Here is a 20,663-nt window from a genome sequence, read left to right as displayed (position 1 = left end):
GGCGTTGCCTGGCACCGGCCAAAGTTAGCGCTAGCACACAGCGCAGTTAACAAATGATCTATTGCAGAATAGATGCCAAAATAATTAAATATTAAAATTCAACAACTTAACATACAATTTACAGCCTGATTGTATAATTTATTCCTCAATGTGGTGCATTCGCACCGCAAAAGAGCAGATTAGCTTCAACAACGCCAATACCTGCATCCACACAGTGCAATCACTTAGCGCAATCACTTAGCGCTCACCAACACGTGCTCTGAAATTCCCGGCCTTTTCAGTTTTTCCTTACCGGTTGCCATGCTAACATTTGCAATAACGTTAGACATTGCAGTTAGTGCCGCTGTGCCACATACTGCTCGCGCCTTTGGAACAGAACCAACAGCGCACTCACTATTATAAAAATGGACATATTTATGCTGACACAACAACAACTTAATACCATGCTGTCATTGCAGAACAACATGAACATAAAAGTAAACCCGCAATGGCTTACCGCCGGTTATGGCTACTTGCGGGCAGCGATGGTTGAATCTGTAGAAGCGATTGACCACCACGGATGGAAATGGTGGAAAGCGCAGGAAAAAGATCTGCCACAATTACAAATGGAATTGGTCGATATTTGGCATTTTGCGTTGTCTGCCAGCATCATTGATTATCACGGTGATATTGAGGAAACCGCAACGGCACTGGCTGCTGAGCTTGCCGAAAACGCGCCACATGTACAATTTGATGGTCAGTCATATGCACCAGCCTCTCTATCTTTGCTGGACAACCTGGAACTCATGACCGGCTTATGCGCAGCCAAACGGTTCAGTGTACCTTTATTTATGCAAATTGTGACGCAAAGCGAAATGAGCGGTGATGAGTTGTATCGTCAGTATGTGGGTAAAAATGTACTGAATTTCTTCCGTCAGGACCACGGTTACAAAGCCGGTACGTACGTTAAAACCTGGCATGGCCGCGAAGATAACGCCCATTTGGTTGAGGTGCTGGACAGCCTCGACATGAACGCACCAGACTACGCTGACCTGGTATATAAAGGGCTGGCTGAACGTTATCCCGGCTAACTACACGCTATTGATATTAGTATGAAGTGTCGCTACGCAGTAAGGAAAACAGCTTAAGATCCACACGCTTTCCATGTAAATACCTGGCTTGCCGTAGCGTCCCTTCACATTCAAATCCATTCTTTAATAACACGTTTTCCGAAGCGTTATTACCCACAACGGTAACGGCTTCTACGCGATTCATGGACGTAGCGTTAAAGAAAAAAGAGATAATAAGCGCAAGCGCCTCAGTTGCGTAACCTCTTCCCCGATAATCGCTGAATATGCGGTAGTACACTTCGCGTCCATCAAGATAATGGCGGGTGCAGACTAATCCCGCTTCTCCAATAATCTGTCCAGCCAGATCTGTTATTAATAATCGTCCCTGCGTATTCTGCCAAAAACCGTTGCGCTGAAACTCTGACATGAGTTGCTATTCTGAATAGAGCTGCACAGGCATAAATTCACCAGGATCACTCAAATCTGACATCATTTCGAACAACGGTGCGATGTCGCCTTGCCGAAGTGTTCGCACTATAAGGGAATCACCTGTAATCACCGTATCCTCGGGTTATTGGTTTATAAAAGGTACGATTACGGTAACGATTTAGCGGTAAAATCTGAGTGAAATATTGGCTTTAAATAAACCAGACTGTACGGGAAGTGGTAGTAATATCAACGGGAACACAATGGTATTCCCGTTTGAAGAGCAATAGTTGAATTAGTTTTCGTATTTATCTGCGATTTTTTGGTATTCAGCGCATGCCGGTGTTTCCTGCTCGGATTCCATTAGTGTTGCACAATTTTGTACCGCCATGGATTCCAGGCACGCTGTGGCGGGTTCAACTAATTCGTGGTATTCATTAAATTCGGCAATAGACACAAACTGTTGGCACATCTGGCTAACCATATTATCCACCATCACCTTCATGGAAGCAGGGATATCGCCGTTACCGGCGACTTCCTGCTGAATACACACTTTTACCTTACTACACAGTTGTGTAGCCGCCTGATTCAGCTCATTCACTCCTGCCAATGCACTGGCTGAGATCATTGCCGATACACCGAGAAACAGTCCTTTGTTCAACATAGTTGCCTCCGAAAATAATACGTTAAGATTCCCAAACTACAGGTTCATGATAGCGCTGATTGATGATATCAGGGAAGCGCTCTTCTAACACATGACGTTTCACTTTCAATGTAGGCGTTAGCAGGCCATTTTCGATGGTCCAGGCTTCCATCATAATCACCAGTCGATCCAGACGCTGATGGCTTTCCAGTTTTGCATTCACTTGCTGCAGGGTGTCTGCAAGCGACGCCGTTACCTGATGTTCAGGCAGTTCCTGGCCTTCTTCAGACAAGACCAATAAGGCAACCGGTTGAGCCAGACTCGCTCCGGTTACACATACCTGCTCTATCAGCACATTTTCCATTAATCTGGCTTCGATCGGTGCTGGCGTAACGTATTTACCTTTAGCGGTTTTAAAAATATCCTTTATGCGCCCGGTGATCTTAAAATAATTATCGGCATCGACAGTGGCTTTATCCCCCGTTCGCAAATAGCCATCTTCAGTAAATGCTTCTTTGGTTTTATCCTCATCCAGATAGTACCCAATCATATTAGCGCGTGACTTCACCAGTAACTCACCCTCTTCAGACAACTTAATGTCTACGCCACTCCAGGGATGTCCAATACAGCCTATTTTGTCGTGGCGAAACGGCAGCGAAGCGGTTCCCAGTGCGGCATTCTCGGTCATACCCCACCCTTCACAAATTTCAATCCCGAGGCGGGCAAACCAGGTGATCACCGACGGCGGAATGGGCGCAGATCCGCTGGCGCAAATCTTTACCTCTGAGAGCCCAAGGCCAGCTTTAATCTTGCGCTTAATCAAGCTACTCACAATCGGAATACTCAGCAGTAAATCGAGCTTTTTCTGTGGTAACTTGTGCAATATCCCCAGTTGAAACTTGGTCCACAGACGCGGCACCGACACAAACAGCGTAGGTTTACAATGCTGCACATCCCGCTGGAACGTATCAAGAGACTCAACAAAGAACAGTTGCATACCGGCGTGTAATGCCGCCATTTCTACCAACACCCTTTCGGTAATATGTGCAAGCGGCAGATAACTTAGCAGGCGATCCTGCTGGGATAAACTGAGGTCACCCCGCCCCTGAGCGCCTGCCCAGCTGAGTGTATCGAAGCTATGCATTACACCTTTGGGATGACCTGTGCTACCCGATGTATAGATGATTGTCATCAAATCATCCGGGTTGGGTAGCGGGCTTTCCGTGATAGCAGGGCAATCGAGAAACTCGGCCCAGTATTCATCGGCTTTAATGCCAGGGTAAGGAAACGCTACCGTTTTGATGTCGTCGGGAATAGCAGCAATCTGGTTGTTAGTGTCGTCAAGTTTACCAATAAACACGACCTTAACATCGGCATGATTCAGCACGTATTGAATAGTGTCGGTGCCTGCGGTAGCAAAAATTGGTACTGAGACATGGCCGGCCATCATAATAGCCAAATCAGTCATGATCCATTCGGCACAGTTTTTAGCCAGAATTGCGATGCGACTGCCTTTGTCTAATTGCATGGCTTCGAGTCGATAGGCTATGCGCCTTACCGTGTTAGCAACTAATTTCCAGTCGTATTCCTGATACTGCCCGTTAACCGGTTGCACAAAACAGCGGCTGTCGGGTGTTGTGGATTCCCATCGGTACAAACATTCAAGAGGCGTTGCCGTGACTTCTTTTGGCATTTCTGATCCCTCGGTAGGTAACATCGTTATTATAATTAACAACAACTTTACAAAAACCTGATAGAGAATGCCAACGAAAACAAGCGCAAATAGTCGTTAAGTTAACGGATTGTGCACAAAACCCAACCGTTTATCGATTCAGCATGTAATTAATAGGAATAGGCATTGTGTTCGTTCATCAATCATGTTTTTTTATACGTCGATATCGACACTGTGTGAAGGATACTCACCATGAAAGTGACAATAAACCAAAAGACCTTCGATTATGACGGCGACCCCGCAATGCCACTACTGTGGTTTATTCGCGATGACTTAAAGATGACAGGCACAAAGTTCTCATGCGGCATGGCATTATGTGGCGCCTGTACTGTGCATATAAACGGTGAACCCACCCGTTCGTGTCAGTTACCCATGTCCGCTATTCAAGGGAAACAGGTAACCACCATCGAAGGTTTGTCGAAAGATGCGTCACATCCGGTCCAGCAGGCATGGCGGGAACACAATGTGCCGCAGTGCGGTTACTGTCAGAGCGGTCAAATGATGCAGGCTGCGGCGCTATTGAGTAAAAATGCCGACCCCAGTGATGAAGACATCGAAAATTACATGTCAGGCAACATATGTCGGTGTGGTACTTATCCGCGTATTCGGGCGGCAATTAAAACCGCTGCAGGGAAGGTTTAATTATGACTGATACCATCTCAACCTCACGACGCGCATTTTTAAAGCGCAGCGCAACGGCCTCCGGTTTTACGCTGGGTTTAACCTTGCTGCCGGCATCCCGTCCCAGTGCCATGTTTGCCGACACTTCTGCCGGCGACTCGCTGACACCCAGTGTGTTTGTGTCGATTCACGAAAGCGGCGAAGTAGAAATTACCTGTCATCGCTCAGAAATGGGACAACAAATTCGCACCAGTATTCCTCAGATTATTGTTGAAGAACTGGGAGCAAACTGGCAATTTGTTAAGGTTGTGCAAGCAACCGGTCATCCTAAATACGGAGACCAAAACACCGACGGTTCGCGCAGTATTCGCCGAAATTTCGACCGTCTGCGCGAAGCGGGGGCTACCGCAGCCTACCTGCTACGTGCAGCCGCGGCAACGGGTTGGCAGGCTGACATTGCCGATTGCGAGGTTAGCGATCATCAGGTTGTGCATACACCATCCGGCAAGAAGGTGGGATTTGGCAAATTGGTTGCGGTTGCCGCCACCCTGCCCCTGCCTGAAGCCGATAAACTTGCACTGAAACCTCGTAAAGACTGGCAGTCTATTGGTAAACCCATCCGCAGTCTTGATATTCAGGCAATGACCTCAGGTAAGGCAGTATATGGACAGGATGTGATACTGCCCGATATGTGCTTTGCCGTTATACAGCGCCCGCCCGTGGTATTCAGTAGCGCAGAATCTGTTAACGTCGCAGACATTAAAGCAATGCCCGGGGTGCTGGACGTGATCACGCTGCCAGCCCCTGAAGCTCCCGCAATGTTTAAACCTTTAGGTGGTGTAGCCATTGTAGCGAAAAATACCTGGCAGGCGTGGCAGGCCAGTAAGTCGCTATCGGTTAAATGGTCGGAACATGCCAATGCCGTTTACAATTCCACAACCTATCGCGAGCAGTTACTGGCTACGGCCAATAAGCCTGGTGAAGTTGTTCGCCATCAGGGTAGTTTTAGTCAGGCCGAAAAACAGGCCCATTCGGTACTAAAAGCCCAGTATTATGCGCCGCATCTGGCTCAAGCTCCCATGGAGCCCCCGGCAGCAACGGCTGTGGTAACCGATGACAGTGCACAAGTCTGGACCTCAGTGCAAACGCCACAGGCGGCGCGGCAAGTAGTTGCGGCAGCACTGAATCTGGATCCTGAAAAGGTAACTATTAACGTTACCTTACTAGGTGGTGGATTTGGCAGAAAATCCAAACCTGATTTTGTAGTGGAAGCGGCGTTACTGGCAAAAGCGATGAAGCGACCCGTAAAGGTAGTCTGGCGTCGTGAAGATGACCTCCAGCATGGCTACTTCCATACTGTGAGCGCCCAGGCCCTGACAGCTACCTTTAACCAGCAGAATCAGGTAACTGGCTGGCTGCACAATTCCGTATTTCCCAGTATCTCCTCCACATTCGATCCTTCCGCCAACAAACCCAGTGATGGCGAGTTAGATTTAGGACTGGTCGACACGCCCTTTGCTATTGAAAATCTACAATTGGAGCGAGGAGAAGCCATAGCGCATGTGCGGATTGGCTGGATGCGCAGCGTAGCCAATGTTTACCACGCCTTTGCCATTCAGTCGTTTGTAGATGAAATTGCACACCACACAGGTAAGGATCAGCAGGCGTTAATGCTGGAGTTAATTGGCCCGGACCGCCATATTGATTTTGCTCAGAGCAACGCAAAATACGGTAACTATGGCGATCCACTGGAATCCTACCCGGTTGACACTGCCCGTCTGAAAAATGTAATCAACACGGTTTGCGAAAAAGCAAACTGGGCGCAGCGACATAAGAAGGGCCGCTATTTAGGTTTGGCTGCACATCGCTCGTTTTTAACCTATGCCGCAGTTATCATCGAAGTAGAAGTGGACAAGAGTGGTTCCTGGTCAATACCTAAAGCCTACGTTGCACTTGATGCAGGCACAGTGGTAAACCCTGAACACGTAAAAGCACAATGTGAAGGCGGCATCATTTACGGCATCAGCTGCGCTATTGGCCAGATAACGGCGTCGAATGGGCAAATAAATGAATCAAACTTTCACAATTACCTGGTAGCCAGAATGCCACAAACCCCGGTAGAGGTAGAGGTTACTATTATCGACTCAGTTGCGCCGCCCGGCGGTGTGGGAGAGCCGCCAACGCCGCCGGCTGCGCCAGCATTAGCCAATGCGCTGTTTGCCGCGACGGGCGTGAGGCTGCGTGAACTTCCTATCCCGCTAAGTGTAAAAAGAAGTTAAATAGTTGGTGTGAAATCCTCTGACGGTACCTGCCACTGCTTCGTTAGCAGTGGCGCAACCGTTTTGGCATCAACCGGTTTGGAAAAGTAATAGCCCTGTTGTCGTACACAGCCATGATTTAGTAAATACCGCACTTGTTCAGAGTGTTCTATCCCTTCTGCAATACAATCCATTTTCAAGCTCAGTGCCAGATTAATGGTAGTTTGTACCAGCGCATTTTCTTCCCCACTAGCCTGAATATCGTCGATAAAGCTCTTATCGATTTTGAGTATTTGCAATGGGAATCGCTTCAGATAACTCAATGAGGAATACCCGGTACCAAAGTCATCCAGGGCCAGTTTAAATCCGGCATCGCGAATACGGGTAAGTTCATTGAGTACTTCATCCGACTGATCGATTAATACCCCTTCCGTAATCTCAAACCGTATTGCCGAATTGGGTAATCCCGCCCCACGCAGCAGTGCTTCTATCAGATCTAAATCGAAGTGCGTCTTAAAATGAAGTGCCGATAAGTTGATAGACACATAGCCTTTGAATCCGTTGGCATACCATATTTTCATATCATTGATTGCCTGAGCGGTGGCAACCCGAGTGATTTCAATAATATGGCGCATTTCTTCCAGTACCGGAATAAATTCTGCTGGCGAAATCCACTCGTCCTGATAATGACAACGAAGCAATAATTCTACCCCGTCAGTTTTGCCCGAGGAGAGATTGATGATTGGCTGATAATAATTAATGAACGCCTGTTCCTGATAGGCAGATTTCACTCTATTCTCCAGTGCCAGACGCTCCTTGGCGCGTTCGTTCATTTCTTTGGTGTAATAAATAAACGCACTAAGGGTATCTTTTTTGGCACTGTACATGGCTACGTCAGCTTGTTTTAGCAGTTCAGCCGGATCAGTAGCATCATCCGGGAAGAATGAAATCCCCACAGAACACGACACCCTTAACACCTCTTTACCCAGTGATATAGGTGTTTCAATAGACTCAATTAGCTGTGAGACAAACTTAGATACAGACCCTTCGTTTTCTATCTCTTCCATGACAATCACAAACTCATCACCCCCCAACCGCGCTACGGTGTCACTTTTCGATGCCAGGTTGAGCATGCGGTTAGCAATTACCCTTAACAGCTTATCGCCATAATCATGCCCTAATGAATCGTTGATACCTTTAAAACGGTCAAGGTCGACAAATAACACGGCAACGGTATGTTCGTGTGTTACCGCATTGGCAATGGCATGTTCCAGTCTATCCAGCAATAAACTGCGGTTAACCAAGCCGGTTAAGCTGTCAAAATTGGCAATTTTAACTAACTTTCGTTCTGCGTTCTTTTGTTCAGAGATATCAGAAATAACAACCAGATAATGCGTAGTTTCGTTGTCTTTAGCAGAGCCCTGCATCACATTAATATCAATTAACACATCGTACTTGCGTCCATCAGGCATCACGATACTGTCTTCGCCTTTCCATACATCATCGTCTTTGAGAAGACGCAGTTGGCCTGCCAATTGCCGTTCTAGCTTGGGGTCTTGCTGATACAAGCGCTGTAACTGTCTGTCCAGCCTGTCTTTGTCGGTAATCCCAAAGGCACTTTCAAAGGCAGGGTTAGCGGCAACGGCACGGTGATGCTGATCAAATATAACTACCCAGTCGCTGGTGTGTCTGAATGCATTGCCAAACAATTTCACTTGTTGTTGGGCCTGCTGTAAGCGCACTAACTGTAAATGCCGGCTAATCAGATAGGCACCAAGTAACGTCACAAAGCAAATTGCATACAGTGTGTAGGCTAAAGGTGAAAGAAATGGCGGATAATCTACCTCTATAGTCAGACTCACTGGCAAAATCGTCTGATCACTGTATTGTCCGGCAGGCATTACCTCAAATCGGTAGTTTCCGGCAGGCAGAGAAGGCAACACGACTTTGGTATCAAACGTGGTATCTTCACTCAGCACCTGACGGCCACTGGTCAAAACATAACGGAACCGGGTACCTTTTTGAGCGCTGAACTCCAGAGGAGAAAACTCGATGGTCAGGCCATAGTCATCATATTTGAGTGGCAGATGTAATCCCGCCAGATTTTGTTTTGGTAAACCAAGATCTCTGGAAGACAGACTGATACCACTGATCACCAATTGCTTGGCGTTGCGCTGAAGCGCTGACTTTTGATACTCCGCATTTATTTTATCCGGATCAAAAATCACCACGCCCCGGGGAGAACCATAGGCCATACGCCCATCCCGTAGCTTCAAACTTGCTCCCTGGTTAAACTCAGCTACGTTCAGTTCACGCCCATACTGAAAATGCTTGAAAGTGAGTTTATCAGGCGAAAAGCGACGTAAACCACTGTGAGAACTAAACCAGATGTTGTTGTCTTTATCAGCCAACAAACCATAGATAAATGCCCCTTGCCCCAGAATATCAGAGCCAAAGAAATACCGTTGCTGGTAATTCTGGGCATCCAGGCCTACCAGACCGTAGCCTGGATAAACCACCCATAAAATATTGTTATGCAGCAACACTGAATCCGGTGCAAAATCCCCTGCCCGCACAATATCGGGCAATTGATGCACTCTTGCTACTTGTAGCGTCTCGGTATCGTAGGTCCATAAGCCATCGTAGGATGCCAGTAACATCTGCTGCGGATTAGCCGGATTCACACCTATAAAGTTAGTAGACAGATTTAACGAGATATCATGATTGAGGGCGGGTAATTCTTCCAGTGTGTCATCATCAAAATTATAGCGGTAAAAATTATCTGCAATAAAATAGGCATTGCCGGCTCTATCCCTCGCCATACCGGTCATATAGGTAGATTCATCAGCATCTTTACCAAACGTTAACTGCTTATATGCACCGCTTTCTTTATCAAATTCGTAGAGTCCGGCAAACGTTTGTAACAACAACTTGTTATTACTCAATGACGAAATACGTTGAATAATATGCATGCTGTAAGGCGGTGGGATACCTTCACTCTGAAGGTAAAAATTACTGACTTTTGATTTTGGGTCGTATCGGGTCAGGCCGTTGTCGGTGCCAATCCACAGGATACCTTCGGCATCTTCGTAAAGCGCCCACACATTATTGTCAGACAACACCGTTTTATTACTGCTATAACGCTGATTTTGCAGCATGGTAAAATTCAGGCTTTGCGGGCTCCAGAAAAAAGCCCCGCCGATATAGGTGCCAATCCAAAGGCCCTCATTTGGCGCTAATGCCAGCGCTCTGATTTCCTGGCGAGATAACGCTTCTAAACCTGACGCAGGATCCAACGCGTATTCAGCTTCCCAATGGCCATTATTCAGTTGCATACGAACCAAACCGATGTCGGTACCCAGCCATATCAACGAGTCATTAGCCTGTCGGATTTGCCAGATGTTGCGCTGTGCAATTTCAAGTTTGGTGCCTGATACTGTTTGAAGGGAAGCACGGAAAGCCTGATGCAAATTCTGCACAGGCATGGAAAATAACCCTGCTACTGTGCCAATCCATAACTTCCCAAAGCTGTCTGTCATTAACGATTTGGCATTGGCATTGTCCATATTCAGGTCAACATCAACGCGGTGCTCAATGGGCAGGAAATTCAGTTTACCAATATCACCCTTAAAATCGGCGTCACTAACAAACACCCCAACCGATGTAGCCAGGACCAGCAGATTGTCGATCAGTATCATATCGCGCAAATAAGGTGTATTGTTTTTCTTCTCGGTATCTATCGAATATAGAATAGTTTGTTGTTGCGTAGTGGTATTGTAATGAAGCAGCATTTGCTCGAACAACATGAGCATATTGCCGTCAGGCAATTCAATGAATTTATTGACTAATTGCTGGTATTCCGGCGAGTTGATGTATTTTAATTCCAGTACCGGCGTATAGATATTGGTAGTGAGATCGAGTTTATAAACCCCGCGGCTGGACGTACTTATCCAAAGATGCCGCGTACTGTCCTGATATACCGCATTCACCGGGGAAGCAGACAACACATCATCGGGCCCCTGAATATGTTCTACCCGATAACCGTCGTAGCGATCCAAACCGCCATCAGATGCTATCCACAAAAAGCCGTCGTGGTCGATGAATAGCTGATTAATGCTGTCCTGAGCTAATCCCTGTTTTGTTGATAACGGTGTGGTAACCGGAGAACTTAAAATAGGCTGTTCCGACAACATTCTGCCCGACGCACTCATCGAATACGCGAACATGCTAAACAAGCAAAGTGTTAGAAACCGTTGGAATAACGCCAGTGACCTGTACCAATACATCTTTTGTACTCATTTTTCCCTGTTTACAGGGTATTCTTATTTTGGCGTGAGTTTTCACTGCCCTCTTTCTTTCTTTATAGATAGCATATTCAAGGCAAAATTTGTATGTTTACAGCAAGAAAAAGCTGTATTTTTGATGACTTGGAATGAGTTGATCGGATATTTTTTTATCGATTATTGCGCGAGTGGAATACGACCCACGTTGACCCGATCACGCCGTATCCCAGGCTGGGGAGCAAGCAGATAAAGATCACCGTTTCGCCCAACGTAAGTTTTCCTTACCCCAACAGATTTAGCCAATGCCGCGTGTGCAGCAAGGTGCTCTGGCTCACCATGTACAGGAATAACGATTTCAGGTTGAGTCCACTGATACATCAACTTTAATTCTTCAGCACAGGGATGACCACTGGCATGAATAGGTAAAGATGAATGTTCTGATTGAATCACGTTTACATGTTTACCGTTGAGTTTTTCAACCAATCGCTCCACCAGCTTTTCATTACCGGGAATTACGATACTGGAAAATATCACTGTATCGCCTTTTTCCAGTTCAAAAAATGGCAGTGAATCCGTAGCCAGTCGATTTAGCGCGGCCCGCCGCTCTCCCTGACTCCCGGTTACTACAACCAGCACTTCGTCCGGCGGTAAATAACCGACATGCGCGGGCGTGATCACGGTTATATCGTCTGGCCAGTAACCTGTTTCTCGCGCAACGCCTACCATATTTTCCAGCGACCTGCCGACACAGGCGAAATATCGGCCAGTTTTCTGTGCAATCCTTCCCAGCGAAATCAAACGGGCAATATTACTGCCAAAACACGCCACAACCACTCTGCCCTGGCAAGCTTTGATAGTAGAAAGCAATCCTTCCGCGCAAATGCGCTCAGAAATTGAAAAGCCAGATTTAGTGGCATTAGTGGAATCACCCACCACCGCCAACAGTGATTGATTGCCTAATTCCCGGAAAGGCTTAGCGTCAAAAGGATTACCACTTATCGGTTGCGCATCTATTTTCCAGTCAGCCGTATGCAGCACAGTGCCCACCGGGGTGTGAATAAGCAATGCTTGTGGTTCGGGAATGGAATGGGTAATAGCGAGCCATTGAATAGTAAAGGGCCCCACGGTTTTGCTCGAGCCAGTTTGGACAATCTCAACCGGCACCTGATCCACTAATCCGGCCTGAGCCAATTTTCTCTGTAAAACCGCAGCGGTAAAAGGTGTAGTGATCACCATACATCGCAATCGGGGCCAGAGGGCAGCAACAGCACCGATATGGTCTTCGTGGGCATGAGTAATTATCATGGCAGCAATATCCTGCCGTCGCTCACTCATGAACGATGGATCGGGCGCCACTACGTGATGTTTGGAATTGTCGGCTACGTCGGGTTGTAAATAAGGTGCTGTCAGCGGTTCGTCAAAAGACACCCCACAATCTACGATCAACCATTGCTTGTTATGACCGTAAACGTTGAAATTCATCCCTATTTCACCTGTGCCCCCAATGGGAACAAACCACAAATCCTGTTGCTGTGGTATGAAATCTGAAATAACCCCTCCTGAATCCGTACAAATCAAACGCCAACGCTTGTAAAGACGTTATTGGCTTTACACCGGAACAAGTGACTACACCGAGAAGGCAAAACAGCATGCCCAAACCGAGTAATTACCCTCTTTGAAAAAGTAACGACATCAGAGGCAAAACGGATCAGCGCCAACACAAAAAATCGTAGCTAGCCAGTGAAACCATTATCTTTGGAACAGCTCTGATACGGCAGAAGCAATATCACTTCTGTAGATTATTGCTACAACAACTTTTCAGCAAAATCCTCTGGAAGCATCACTTCGCTGTCTTCACCTGGTGCGGGTGCAACAATGACACACAGCAAATCACGACTCAAACCAATCGTCCAGCGGGATAACCAGGTGTCTAAATCGATGGCTTTGGGCTCACAATCAGACCACTCTTCGTTAGCCCACATTTGTGCAAGACTCGCCGTTGGCCATACCGGTACACCATCCTCATCGTCAGACGTCAACATTACGCATCCATCCTTGTCGTTAAGAATGAATACTTCCTTGCTGGCTCTCACCTGCTCAAAAAATTTAGCCGGTCTTTGTTCCTGGGGCAGCATTAAAAATGCGTCATCTGACCACATCGTTGTCTCTCTTGTTCATTAATTTACGTTATTTACCCAGCGGCAAAATTGTTGGCAACCACTTTAACTACATCAGGCACCATTGAGCGGCGCACTGATTTCATGTGGTACATATACAGTTTACACTGGCTTTTGTGAAACTGCTCAACACATTCAACGTTGCTAAGCCCCCATTGTGTCCAGTCAGGACCAATAGGTAAAACCGCCACCCCACCTTCCGCTTTCAGTGTAGCGAGTGCCAGGCGCAATGAGTTAGTAGTGAATTTTGCATCCCTGAAGTCGGGGAAATGGGTCAGTAATTCGTCCCGCGCTTTACTTCCCCAGTCTATTGCAACAAATTGATCCGCCGCGGTATCGATGCTCTTCTGGTTGATACTAAACAGACCCAGCGGTAAGGACTTCAGCAACTGGCCGTTCAACTCTTCTGATTTTAGCGGCTCACTCGAAAATGCAATATCAACACTACGCTCGTGGAGTTGTCGCGAAATTTGTTCTGATGTTAACACTTCGGCCTTGATAGCCCATTCAGGAAAATGCTGATGGATTTGATGCAGTAATTCAGGCATCCAAATTTCATTGTTCAACTGACTGGCGCCGCACACAAGGTATTCACCTGCTTCTCGTTGCAGTTCTTGTTTGGCTTGTTGGAGTATGTCGTTTAATTGTTCAGCGAATGGCAGTAACTTCTCGCCTGCTGGCGTCAACTGAATACTATTGCGATGCCTGATAAACAGCGTAGTGTGAAAATATTCTTCGAGTTGCTTAATTCTTGCACTCACAGCAGACTGAGTGAGGTACAAATTCTCTGCAGCTTTACCAAAATGACGGGTCTTTACGACTTCAATAAAAGTAGTTAAAAAGCGGATATCCATTGCTTATACGTATAGTTGATTCTCGCCGATACGCATACGCTGTCATATCTTTACCACAAAGTAAATTAAAAACAGGCTACACCTGTCCCAAACCGGGACAGGTGCTTATCATTCCATCAATTGGACTCGTAATGGGACTTGCGCTCTTTCTCTCGTCGCTGCGTTTCACGTTTTTTGTGTTTAACGTCCTGCGCACGCTTGTGAGTTTTACGATGCTCGGCAGATTCTTCATCCTCTACCGAATCCCATTCTTCCCGTTGGTAACGATAGTCTTTACTCATTTTCTTCTCTGGTAATAACAAACTTGGGTGTAACAACTTAATTATTCATCGGTGAAATAAAAACGGAAACGAATAGTTTTTATCGTGACGACAAATGATATTTCTGACCATTTTTTAAGCAAGCGATGCACCACGCTGTATCATTTTCAAGAAAAAAAACACGTAGACCACTGATTTTACTAGGTTGTAGCAGCTCTATTTCTATGCTTTACCGGTTGTAATGTTGGTATGAATGTTTGATCAATATGTAAACCAATTTTTTTTCTGGTGAAGAAAAAAATTTTTTGTTTTTCATTTGATAATTTTTCACTTAAAAGTGCGTGCAACTATCCTATGCCAAGAGATAACGCACCATGAAGACGCCAGATATACGTTTACCGCAAAAGCCTTTTATCGACCGTCAGCATTTTCCGTACGGTTTTAAAAAGTCCGGAGACTTCAGTATTAGTGAAGCGAACTTGCTTAGTCAGTATGGCAAAACATTAGCAGGTTTAGAATCGGGTGAATTAACACCAGAAACTGCCGACGAAAAACACTTTGTTGCTATGCTCAAAGGCGAAGAAGCTGTTGAAACCCCGTTGGATAAGGCTTGGTTAAAATACATCAAGCTTGCCAGGGGACGGAAGCAGTTTTATACGTTGCACAGCACTGCAAGTAATCAGTCTGATTACGATGACGACTACAGTGACGATGAATTCGATGTAGCATAAGAGACGGTTTTCCGTCTCTTTTTCTTTGAGCCACATTTAATCAGCAAGGCATGCATGTATGGCATGCCAAACTGTTGTACTCAGGCGCAAAAGAACTGATATAGCAGCGCCATTTGCTGCTTTATCCGGTCATCAGCTAACCGGTAATAAATTGTCTGTCCTGCTCGCCGCGTTGCCACCAGGTGTGCATCACGAAGTAATGCAAGATGTTGTGATAACACTGGTTGGGTAACCGGCACATTGTTAAGTAACTCGGTAACCGAGCGCTCTCCTTCAATTAATGAACACAACACCATTAATCTTGTCTTATTGGATAACTGCTTTAGAAACTGCTCTGCATCTTCAGCCCGGCTGAGCATTTGGGATGGGTCCATAGCTAACACCTTACACGTGGTTAACAACTCGCTATTGCTTTATTGAACGCCAAAGCGATTGAATTCGCAAGAGTTATTAGTATATTTTAACTTGACCAGCTAATCAGGTTTGCGATCCCTGCGCAAAATTGCCATTTTAGGCTTTTCCTTCTCGCTGGCCTAATGCTTAGGCTATAGTGTAGCTAATACCAACATATCAGCGAGTATTTGTTCTACACCTTGCGCTGTATCAGATACAGACCGTTTTTTAGCTGATAAATTCCCGATAAATTAAGAATACGAATCGAATAACCCATCAGGAGAGCGACATGTTACTCACTATTCAGGAAAGACTGGCTGCTATTCAACCGCAGCCCCGCAAAATTACTGCCGCTCAGGCTGCCGCAGAAAAAGCACAACACGACGGTTTCGTTATTGACGTTAGAGAGCCTGCCGAGCATGCTACGAGTCCTGCAAGAGGAGCAATCAACATCCCCAGAGGCGTGCTGGAAATGAAAATGCTGGAATTGGTAAAGGATCCCGGCACACCGATATACCTGCATTGTGCATCCGGGGCCAGAGCAATGCTATCGGCAGAACAACTATCCAGAATGGGTTATCAACACGTTTCAGTAGTCACTTGTGACGTACCCACCATTCAAAAAGCATTTTCATAATACAGCGGAGAGCAACATTTGAATTTAAAAGCGACACTCGAACAATGGAGAATGTTTAAAGCCGTAGTGGATGCCGGAGGCTTTAATCAAGCCGCTGAACAGGTTCACAAAAGCCAGTCAAGTATTCACCATGCCGTACAAAAACTCGAGTCGGCGCTGGGCCTTACGCTGTTTATCAACGAGGGGCGTCGGGTCTCATTAACAGAAGCCGGAGAATTGATGTATCGCCGTGCCTGTTATTTACTGGATGAGGCCCACAAAGTAGAGTCGGTTGCCAATAGCCTGAAATCGGGCGTTGAAACCTACCTGCGAATTGCAGTGGATATTATTTTCCCACCGGAAATGCTCTACAAAGCACTCAATAAAGTATCACAAAATTACCCACTGCTTCGCATTGAATTAATGGAGACCGTGTTAAACGGAGCCAATACCTTGCTTAAAGAAGGCGAGGTTGACCTTGGCATTTCCCCGTTTCCGTTTAACAGTGGTTTTTCAGAAGACTTGTGTGAAATTGATTTTATTGCCGTAGCTCACCCTTCTCATCCCCTCCATGCATTAGGACGCTTGCTAACGCTGGAAGACCTTAAAGGGCATCGTCAGATTGTGGTGAGGGATTCCTCAACCGACCGCAAAGCAGAATCGGGCTGGTTAGGAGCGGATCAGCGCTGGACCGTAAGCCACGTAAGAACATCGATAGATATTATTCGCCAAGGATTGGGATTTGCCTGGCTTCCCCTGGCAATTATTCGCAACGAACTGGAAAGTGGCGTATTAAAACCGCTGCCACTGGATCAAGGCGGCGTCAGGAAAGCGTTATTATTCTTATGCTTTGCCGACGGAGATCGACTCGGGCCTGCGGCAAGATCATTTTTAGGGGAATTGCGCTATCAGACCATGTCGTTACCCTCAATAGATTCCGTGTCAGAATAAGCCGGCACGGGTATACATCTACCACACCGAATTATTAAAATTTTTTTGATCCCAACAACCTGGCCTTCCGTAATTGAACTATCGCCAGAGTTTTATTTAATGAAAGGATGCTCCCGTGCTTACTGTACTGCTTGTCGACGACGATACTGAATTTCTGGACGTAGCCTGCACTATTATCGAGTTTTTAGGCCACGAGGTACTTACTGCTACCAATCTGGAAGAGGCCCGGGATTGGGTTAAAAAAGAAACCTTCGACCACATATTACTGGACTTCATGCTACCGGACGGTTCCGGGTTACATTTACTGGAATCGCTTCCTGAAAAATCTCCAACCCATGTTACCCTGATCACCGGTCATCCATCTGTTAGAGGCATCATTAAAGACCTCTGCGGACCGAAAGTGGATTACCTGGTAAAACCTATTCAACGCGAAGATATCGAGCAGGTATTAAGTCGTAAGTCTTCTGCCCGTTCCTCGCCTAACGCTAAAAAGCCCGCCTTTACCAAGCATTTTGGCCACCTGATTGGCGAATCAGCGTGCATGCATGAATTGTATAAGCTGATCGGCCGGGTCAGTAAAACGCAGGCTAATGTGATGCTGTTAGGCGAAAGTGGTGCAGGCAAGGAAGTGGTAGCAGCCGCAATACATCAGGCATCAGAATCCGAAGGCCCTTATGTCGCCACAAACTGCGGTGCATTTTCCAAAGAATTAATTGGCAGTGAATTGTTCGGCCACGAAAAAGGCGCGTTTACCGGCGCAGTAGGAAAAAAAGCAGGCGTATTTGAACAGGCCGAAAACGGCACGTTATTCCTGGACGAAATTACCGAAATGCCTATCGACATGCAGCCTAATTTATTGCGGGTGCTGGAAAATAAAGTCGTTATTCGCGTAGGTGGAACTAAAACTATCCCGGTTAATTGCCGAGTAGTATCGGCCACAAATCGTTCAATGGAAGAAATTGCCCAAAGCAAAGTACTGCGTGAAGATATTTATTTTCGCTTAGCCGTATTCCCCATCACGATCCCGCCATTGCGCGAGCGCAAAGATGACATTCCCATGCTGGCCGAGTATTTTATTCACCAGCTAAACGAAGAAAATGGTACGCAGTATCAGTGGCAATCCAGTCAACTCGAGCAACTGTCTGCGTATGACTGGCCAGGCAATATCAGGGAACTTCGTCACTTTGTACATCGGGCTGCCATTATGAGTGATCCGCAAAGCAGTACGCTGGATCTCCCAAAAACGATTGAGTCGCCGTTTGCCAAAAAGCAAAACTTATCTTCGGGCTTAAAAGCCGGACGAACCATAGAAGAAGTTGAGAAAGAACTCATTTATGCCACGCTTGAAAAAGTAGATGGCAATAAAACCACGGCAGCAGAAATGCTTGGTATTAGTACAAAAACCCTGTACAACCGACTACATGCTTACGGTGACCTCAGCGCCAGCGATAAATAACAGGAAGGAACGCGCAAGGAATGAATGAGCAACAGTTTGAACAATTGCAGGTTGACGTGCACGATGCACGTCGTCCTTTGAATCGCATAACCATGCAAGCCGAGCTGATTAAAATGGCACTCAATGGCGATGTGACTTTAGAAAAAGCGATGATTGCACTCGATAAAATCATAACTGAATGCAAATCCTGCAGCGAGAGCCTGAGTCAGATAGTGGCAAGAAATCGTCCCGATTCACAGGATAATCCTGAATGAAGCGATTGATTCGAACGGCATCCTCCTGGGTACTAATGATCGCTTTAATAGTGGTTGTTATTACTGCAAATTCAATTTATACCATTCATACATTGGATGAACTAGCCGCCGTAGAAGCGCGTATATTTACCACCAATAAGGTAATCGATTCTGTTAATGCCCTGCACGTTGCCGTTCTGCGCACAGAATCAGGTCAACGCGGCTTTCTACTGTCAGATAATCCCGCCTATCTGGAAGACTATGAGAAAACACTCAACCAGGTAAACAAACTGCTTGCCGATGTTGAAGCTAACGCCATCAAATCTGACTTTGAAGCGCAAAGCCAGCGTATCGGAGAGTTGGTTAAACTGGCTAAGCAAAAATTGAATGAGCTTATTGAGACCGTGGAATTGGCCCGCGCCGACAAGCACGCCAAAGCCCTGAGCATTTTTAATTCTCAGGTTGGATTGGCGCTGTACGATCGATTTGAAACCTTGTTTAACCAGATTGCAGAGGAAGAACGAAGATTACAACAGCTGCATGTCGCGTCGCTGGTTAAGCTTCGCATTGATTCCGTGAACAACCTGATCATCTCCTCGGTAACCACCGGGCTGCTTATTGTCGGTATGTTTTTTCTGTTGCGAATTAACATTCGGGAAACCATTAAGCACCGCCGCGAACTTCAGCATCACAACATGGTGCTGGAGTCGAGAGTGGAAGAACGCACGTCAGAACTCAAAGTGTATTCAGAGGAACTGGCGCGCAGTAACCGCGAATTAGAAGATTTTGCGTTTGTAGCCTCTCACGATCTCCAGGAGCCGCTCAGGAAAATTCGCGCCTTTGGCAATCGCTTAAGTACCGGCTACCAGGATGTAATAGACGAACGCGGACAAGACTTCCTCAACAGAATGCTCAATGCAGCCGAGCGGATGTCGATGCTTATCAGTGACCTGTTGGCATTTTCAAGGGTAACCACCCGTGGCAAGGATTTTACCGATACCGATTTAAATGAGGTTGTCTCGGCTATTCTTGAGGATTTGGAAATACCCATCGAAGAGACGCAGGCGCACATTGTTGTAGAGCCTTTACCGGTAATGAAAGCTGACGCTTCACAGATGTCGCAGTTATTCTTAAATTTATTCTCAAACGCCCTCAAATTTAAGCATGCAGAAGTGCCACCTGAAATTTCGTTGCGCTGTGAGCACGTGAATAGCCATGATCAGGAAATTCATCATTTACTGCCGGGACTGGCATGGGTGAAGCTTACAGTGCAAGACAATGGCATTGGCTTTGAACAAACATTTGCAGAGAAAATCTTTGCTCCCTTTCAGCGCCTTCACGGCCGCTCAGAATACAAAGGCACCGGCATAGGTTTGGCAGTGTGCCGACGCATAGTTGAGCGCCACAACGGCCTAATAACTGCATTTAGTGAACCAGGCAAAGGCGCCCGATTCGACATGTATTTACCCTTAGATGGGCAACCTTTCGACAACGCAAGACAACAAGGAGTGACCCAGGATGCCACATAGCCGTGTGCCTATAACTATATTAATGGCCGACGATGATGAAGACGACCGTCTTCTCACGCTGGACGCGCTCACCGAAGGGCGTGTAATTAACAATTTGCAATGCGTTGAAGACGGCGTGGAGTTGTTGGCTTATTTGCGTCGGGAGGGGCGTTTCAGCGACCCAGCCAGCTCTCCTCGCCCCAGCCTGATTCTGCTTGACCTGAATATGCCCCGAATGGATGGACGTGAGGCCTTGCAGGAAATCAAGGCGGACCCCGCTTTAAGGGGAATTCCGGTGGTTATTTTAACCACGTCAAAAGAAGAAGAAGACATGTTACGAGGCTATGATTTAGGCGCGGCGTCGTACATCACCAAACCAGTAAACTTCGAAGGCTTAGTTGAGCTTATGAAATCCCTCGGCCGCTACTGGATAGAAATTGTTGAACTTCCACAAAACAGCTGAGTAACAGGC

Annotated in this window: 19 protein-coding genes; 10 read left to right on the top strand and 9 right to left on the bottom strand. The window is 46.5% G+C overall.

The features are described from left to right. Positions 1–416 precede the first annotated feature (416 nt). Positions 417–1,070, top strand: coding sequence for a dUTP diphosphatase (locus tag FJ444_RS04300; RefSeq protein WP_140956693.1), 654 nt, complete (start codon positions 417–419; stop codon positions 1,068–1,070). A gap of 16 nt (positions 1,071–1,086) precedes the next feature. Here the strand turns inward: FJ444_RS04300 and FJ444_RS04295 are convergent, their stop codons facing one another. From FJ444_RS04295 to FJ444_RS04285, 3 genes are all read right to left on the bottom strand, one after another. Further along, positions 1,087–1,476 (bottom strand): GNAT family N-acetyltransferase, encoded by a 390-nt coding sequence (locus tag FJ444_RS04295; RefSeq protein ID WP_140956692.1) that lies wholly within the window; start codon positions 1,474–1,476, stop codon positions 1,087–1,089. A 294-nt stretch (positions 1,477–1,770) separates the two neighbouring features. Next, on the bottom strand, positions 1,771–2,139 hold the full coding sequence (locus FJ444_RS04290; RefSeq protein ID WP_140956691.1) for a hypothetical protein: 369 nt from the start codon (positions 2,137–2,139) through the stop codon (positions 1,771–1,773). Positions 2,140–2,161: 22 nt separating this feature from the next. After that, complete coding sequence (locus FJ444_RS04285; protein WP_255438990.1) at positions 2,162–3,811, bottom strand: AMP-binding protein; 1,650 nt, start codon at positions 3,809–3,811, stop codon at positions 2,162–2,164. A gap of 231 nt (positions 3,812–4,042) precedes the next feature. Here FJ444_RS04285 and FJ444_RS04280 point away from each other — a divergent pair, with 231 nt between their 5' ends. Together FJ444_RS04280 and FJ444_RS04275 are read left to right on the top strand one after the other, a co-directional pair. Then, positions 4,043–4,492 (top strand): (2Fe-2S)-binding protein, encoded by a 450-nt coding sequence (locus tag FJ444_RS04280; RefSeq protein WP_140956690.1) that lies wholly within the window; start codon positions 4,043–4,045, stop codon positions 4,490–4,492. 2 nt (positions 4,493–4,494) lie between these two features. After that, the gene (locus FJ444_RS04275) at positions 4,495–6,750 is read left to right on the top strand and encodes a xanthine dehydrogenase family protein molybdopterin-binding subunit (RefSeq protein WP_140956689.1); all 2,256 of its coding nucleotides are present in this window, start codon (positions 4,495–4,497) and stop codon (positions 6,748–6,750) included. Here the strand turns inward: FJ444_RS04275 and FJ444_RS04270 are convergent. The 5 genes from FJ444_RS04270 to FJ444_RS21340 form a co-directional block, all read right to left on the bottom strand. After that, positions 6,747–11,015: an EAL domain-containing protein gene (locus tag FJ444_RS04270; protein WP_140956688.1), complete on the bottom strand. Its 4,269-nt coding sequence runs from the start codon at positions 11,013–11,015 to the stop codon at positions 6,747–6,749. The genes FJ444_RS04275 and FJ444_RS04270 overlap by 4 nt on opposite strands. Positions 11,016–11,189: 174 nt before the next feature. Further along, complete coding sequence (locus FJ444_RS04265; protein WP_140956687.1) at positions 11,190–12,494, bottom strand: ribonuclease J; 1,305 nt, start codon at positions 12,492–12,494, stop codon at positions 11,190–11,192. A gap of 323 nt (positions 12,495–12,817) precedes the next feature. Continuing rightward, entirely contained in the window at positions 12,818–13,171 is a 354-nt protein-coding gene (locus FJ444_RS04260; protein ID WP_140956686.1) for a DUF2750 domain-containing protein, read from the bottom strand. 32 nt (positions 13,172–13,203) lie between these two features. Then, positions 13,204–14,043, bottom strand: a complete 840-nt coding sequence (locus tag FJ444_RS04255; protein ID WP_140956685.1) for a LysR family transcriptional regulator — start codon at positions 14,041–14,043, stop codon at positions 13,204–13,206. A 116-nt stretch (positions 14,044–14,159) separates the two neighbouring features. After that, positions 14,160–14,324: a hypothetical protein gene (locus FJ444_RS21340; protein ID WP_181405059.1), complete on the bottom strand. Its 165-nt coding sequence runs from the start codon at positions 14,322–14,324 to the stop codon at positions 14,160–14,162. Positions 14,325–14,677: 353 nt separating this feature from the next. Here FJ444_RS21340 and maoP point away from each other — a divergent pair, with 353 nt between their 5' ends. Further along, on the top strand, positions 14,678–15,034 hold the full coding sequence (gene maoP / locus FJ444_RS04250) for a DUF413 domain-containing protein (protein ID WP_140956684.1): 357 nt from the start codon (positions 14,678–14,680) through the stop codon (positions 15,032–15,034). 80 nt (positions 15,035–15,114) lie between these two features. Here the strand turns inward: maoP and FJ444_RS04245 are convergent, their stop codons facing one another. Continuing rightward, positions 15,115–15,408: a helix-turn-helix transcriptional regulator gene (locus FJ444_RS04245; protein WP_140956683.1), complete on the bottom strand. Its 294-nt coding sequence runs from the start codon at positions 15,406–15,408 to the stop codon at positions 15,115–15,117. 308 nt (positions 15,409–15,716) lie between these two features. Here FJ444_RS04245 and FJ444_RS04240 point away from each other — a divergent pair, with 308 nt between their 5' ends. The 6 genes from FJ444_RS04240 to FJ444_RS04215 all read left to right on the top strand — a co-directional run bounded on the left by FJ444_RS04240 (position 15,717) and on the right by FJ444_RS04215 (position 20,654). Further along, positions 15,717–16,064 carry a rhodanese-like domain-containing protein gene (locus FJ444_RS04240; RefSeq protein ID WP_140956682.1) on the top strand — a complete coding sequence of 116 codons (348 nt, stop codon included), beginning with the start codon at positions 15,717–15,719 and terminating at the stop codon, positions 16,062–16,064. A gap of 18 nt (positions 16,065–16,082) precedes the next feature. Beyond that, entirely contained in the window at positions 16,083–16,994 is a 912-nt protein-coding gene (locus tag FJ444_RS04235; RefSeq protein WP_255438986.1) for a LysR family transcriptional regulator, read from the top strand. A 115-nt stretch (positions 16,995–17,109) separates the two neighbouring features. Beyond that, positions 17,110–18,450 carry a sigma-54 dependent transcriptional regulator gene (locus FJ444_RS04230; RefSeq protein ID WP_140956680.1) on the top strand — a complete coding sequence of 447 codons (1,341 nt, stop codon included), beginning with the start codon at positions 17,110–17,112 and terminating at the stop codon, positions 18,448–18,450. Between the two features lie 20 nt (positions 18,451–18,470). Beyond that, positions 18,471–18,704, top strand: coding sequence for a hypothetical protein (locus FJ444_RS04225; RefSeq protein WP_140956679.1), 234 nt, complete (start codon positions 18,471–18,473; stop codon positions 18,702–18,704). Then, a complete protein-coding gene (locus tag FJ444_RS04220; protein ID WP_140956678.1) occupies positions 18,701–20,212 on the top strand; it encodes a CHASE3 domain-containing protein in 1,512 nt (503 codons plus the stop codon). Before FJ444_RS04225 ends, FJ444_RS04220 begins: the two co-directional genes overlap by 4 nt. Continuing rightward, positions 20,202–20,654 carry a response regulator gene (locus FJ444_RS04215; RefSeq protein WP_140956677.1) on the top strand — a complete coding sequence of 151 codons (453 nt, stop codon included), beginning with the start codon at positions 20,202–20,204 and terminating at the stop codon, positions 20,652–20,654. Before FJ444_RS04220 ends, FJ444_RS04215 begins: the two co-directional genes overlap by 11 nt. Positions 20,655–20,663 lie beyond the last annotated feature (9 nt).

It is taken from the genome of Aestuariibacter sp. GS-14 (assembly GCF_006494365.1).
GTDB lineage: Bacteria > Pseudomonadota > Gammaproteobacteria > Enterobacterales > Alteromonadaceae > Alteromonas > Alteromonas mangrovi.
The sequence above is the reverse complement of the archived record's forward strand: the minus strand, read 5'-3'. Positions and strand labels throughout refer to the sequence as shown.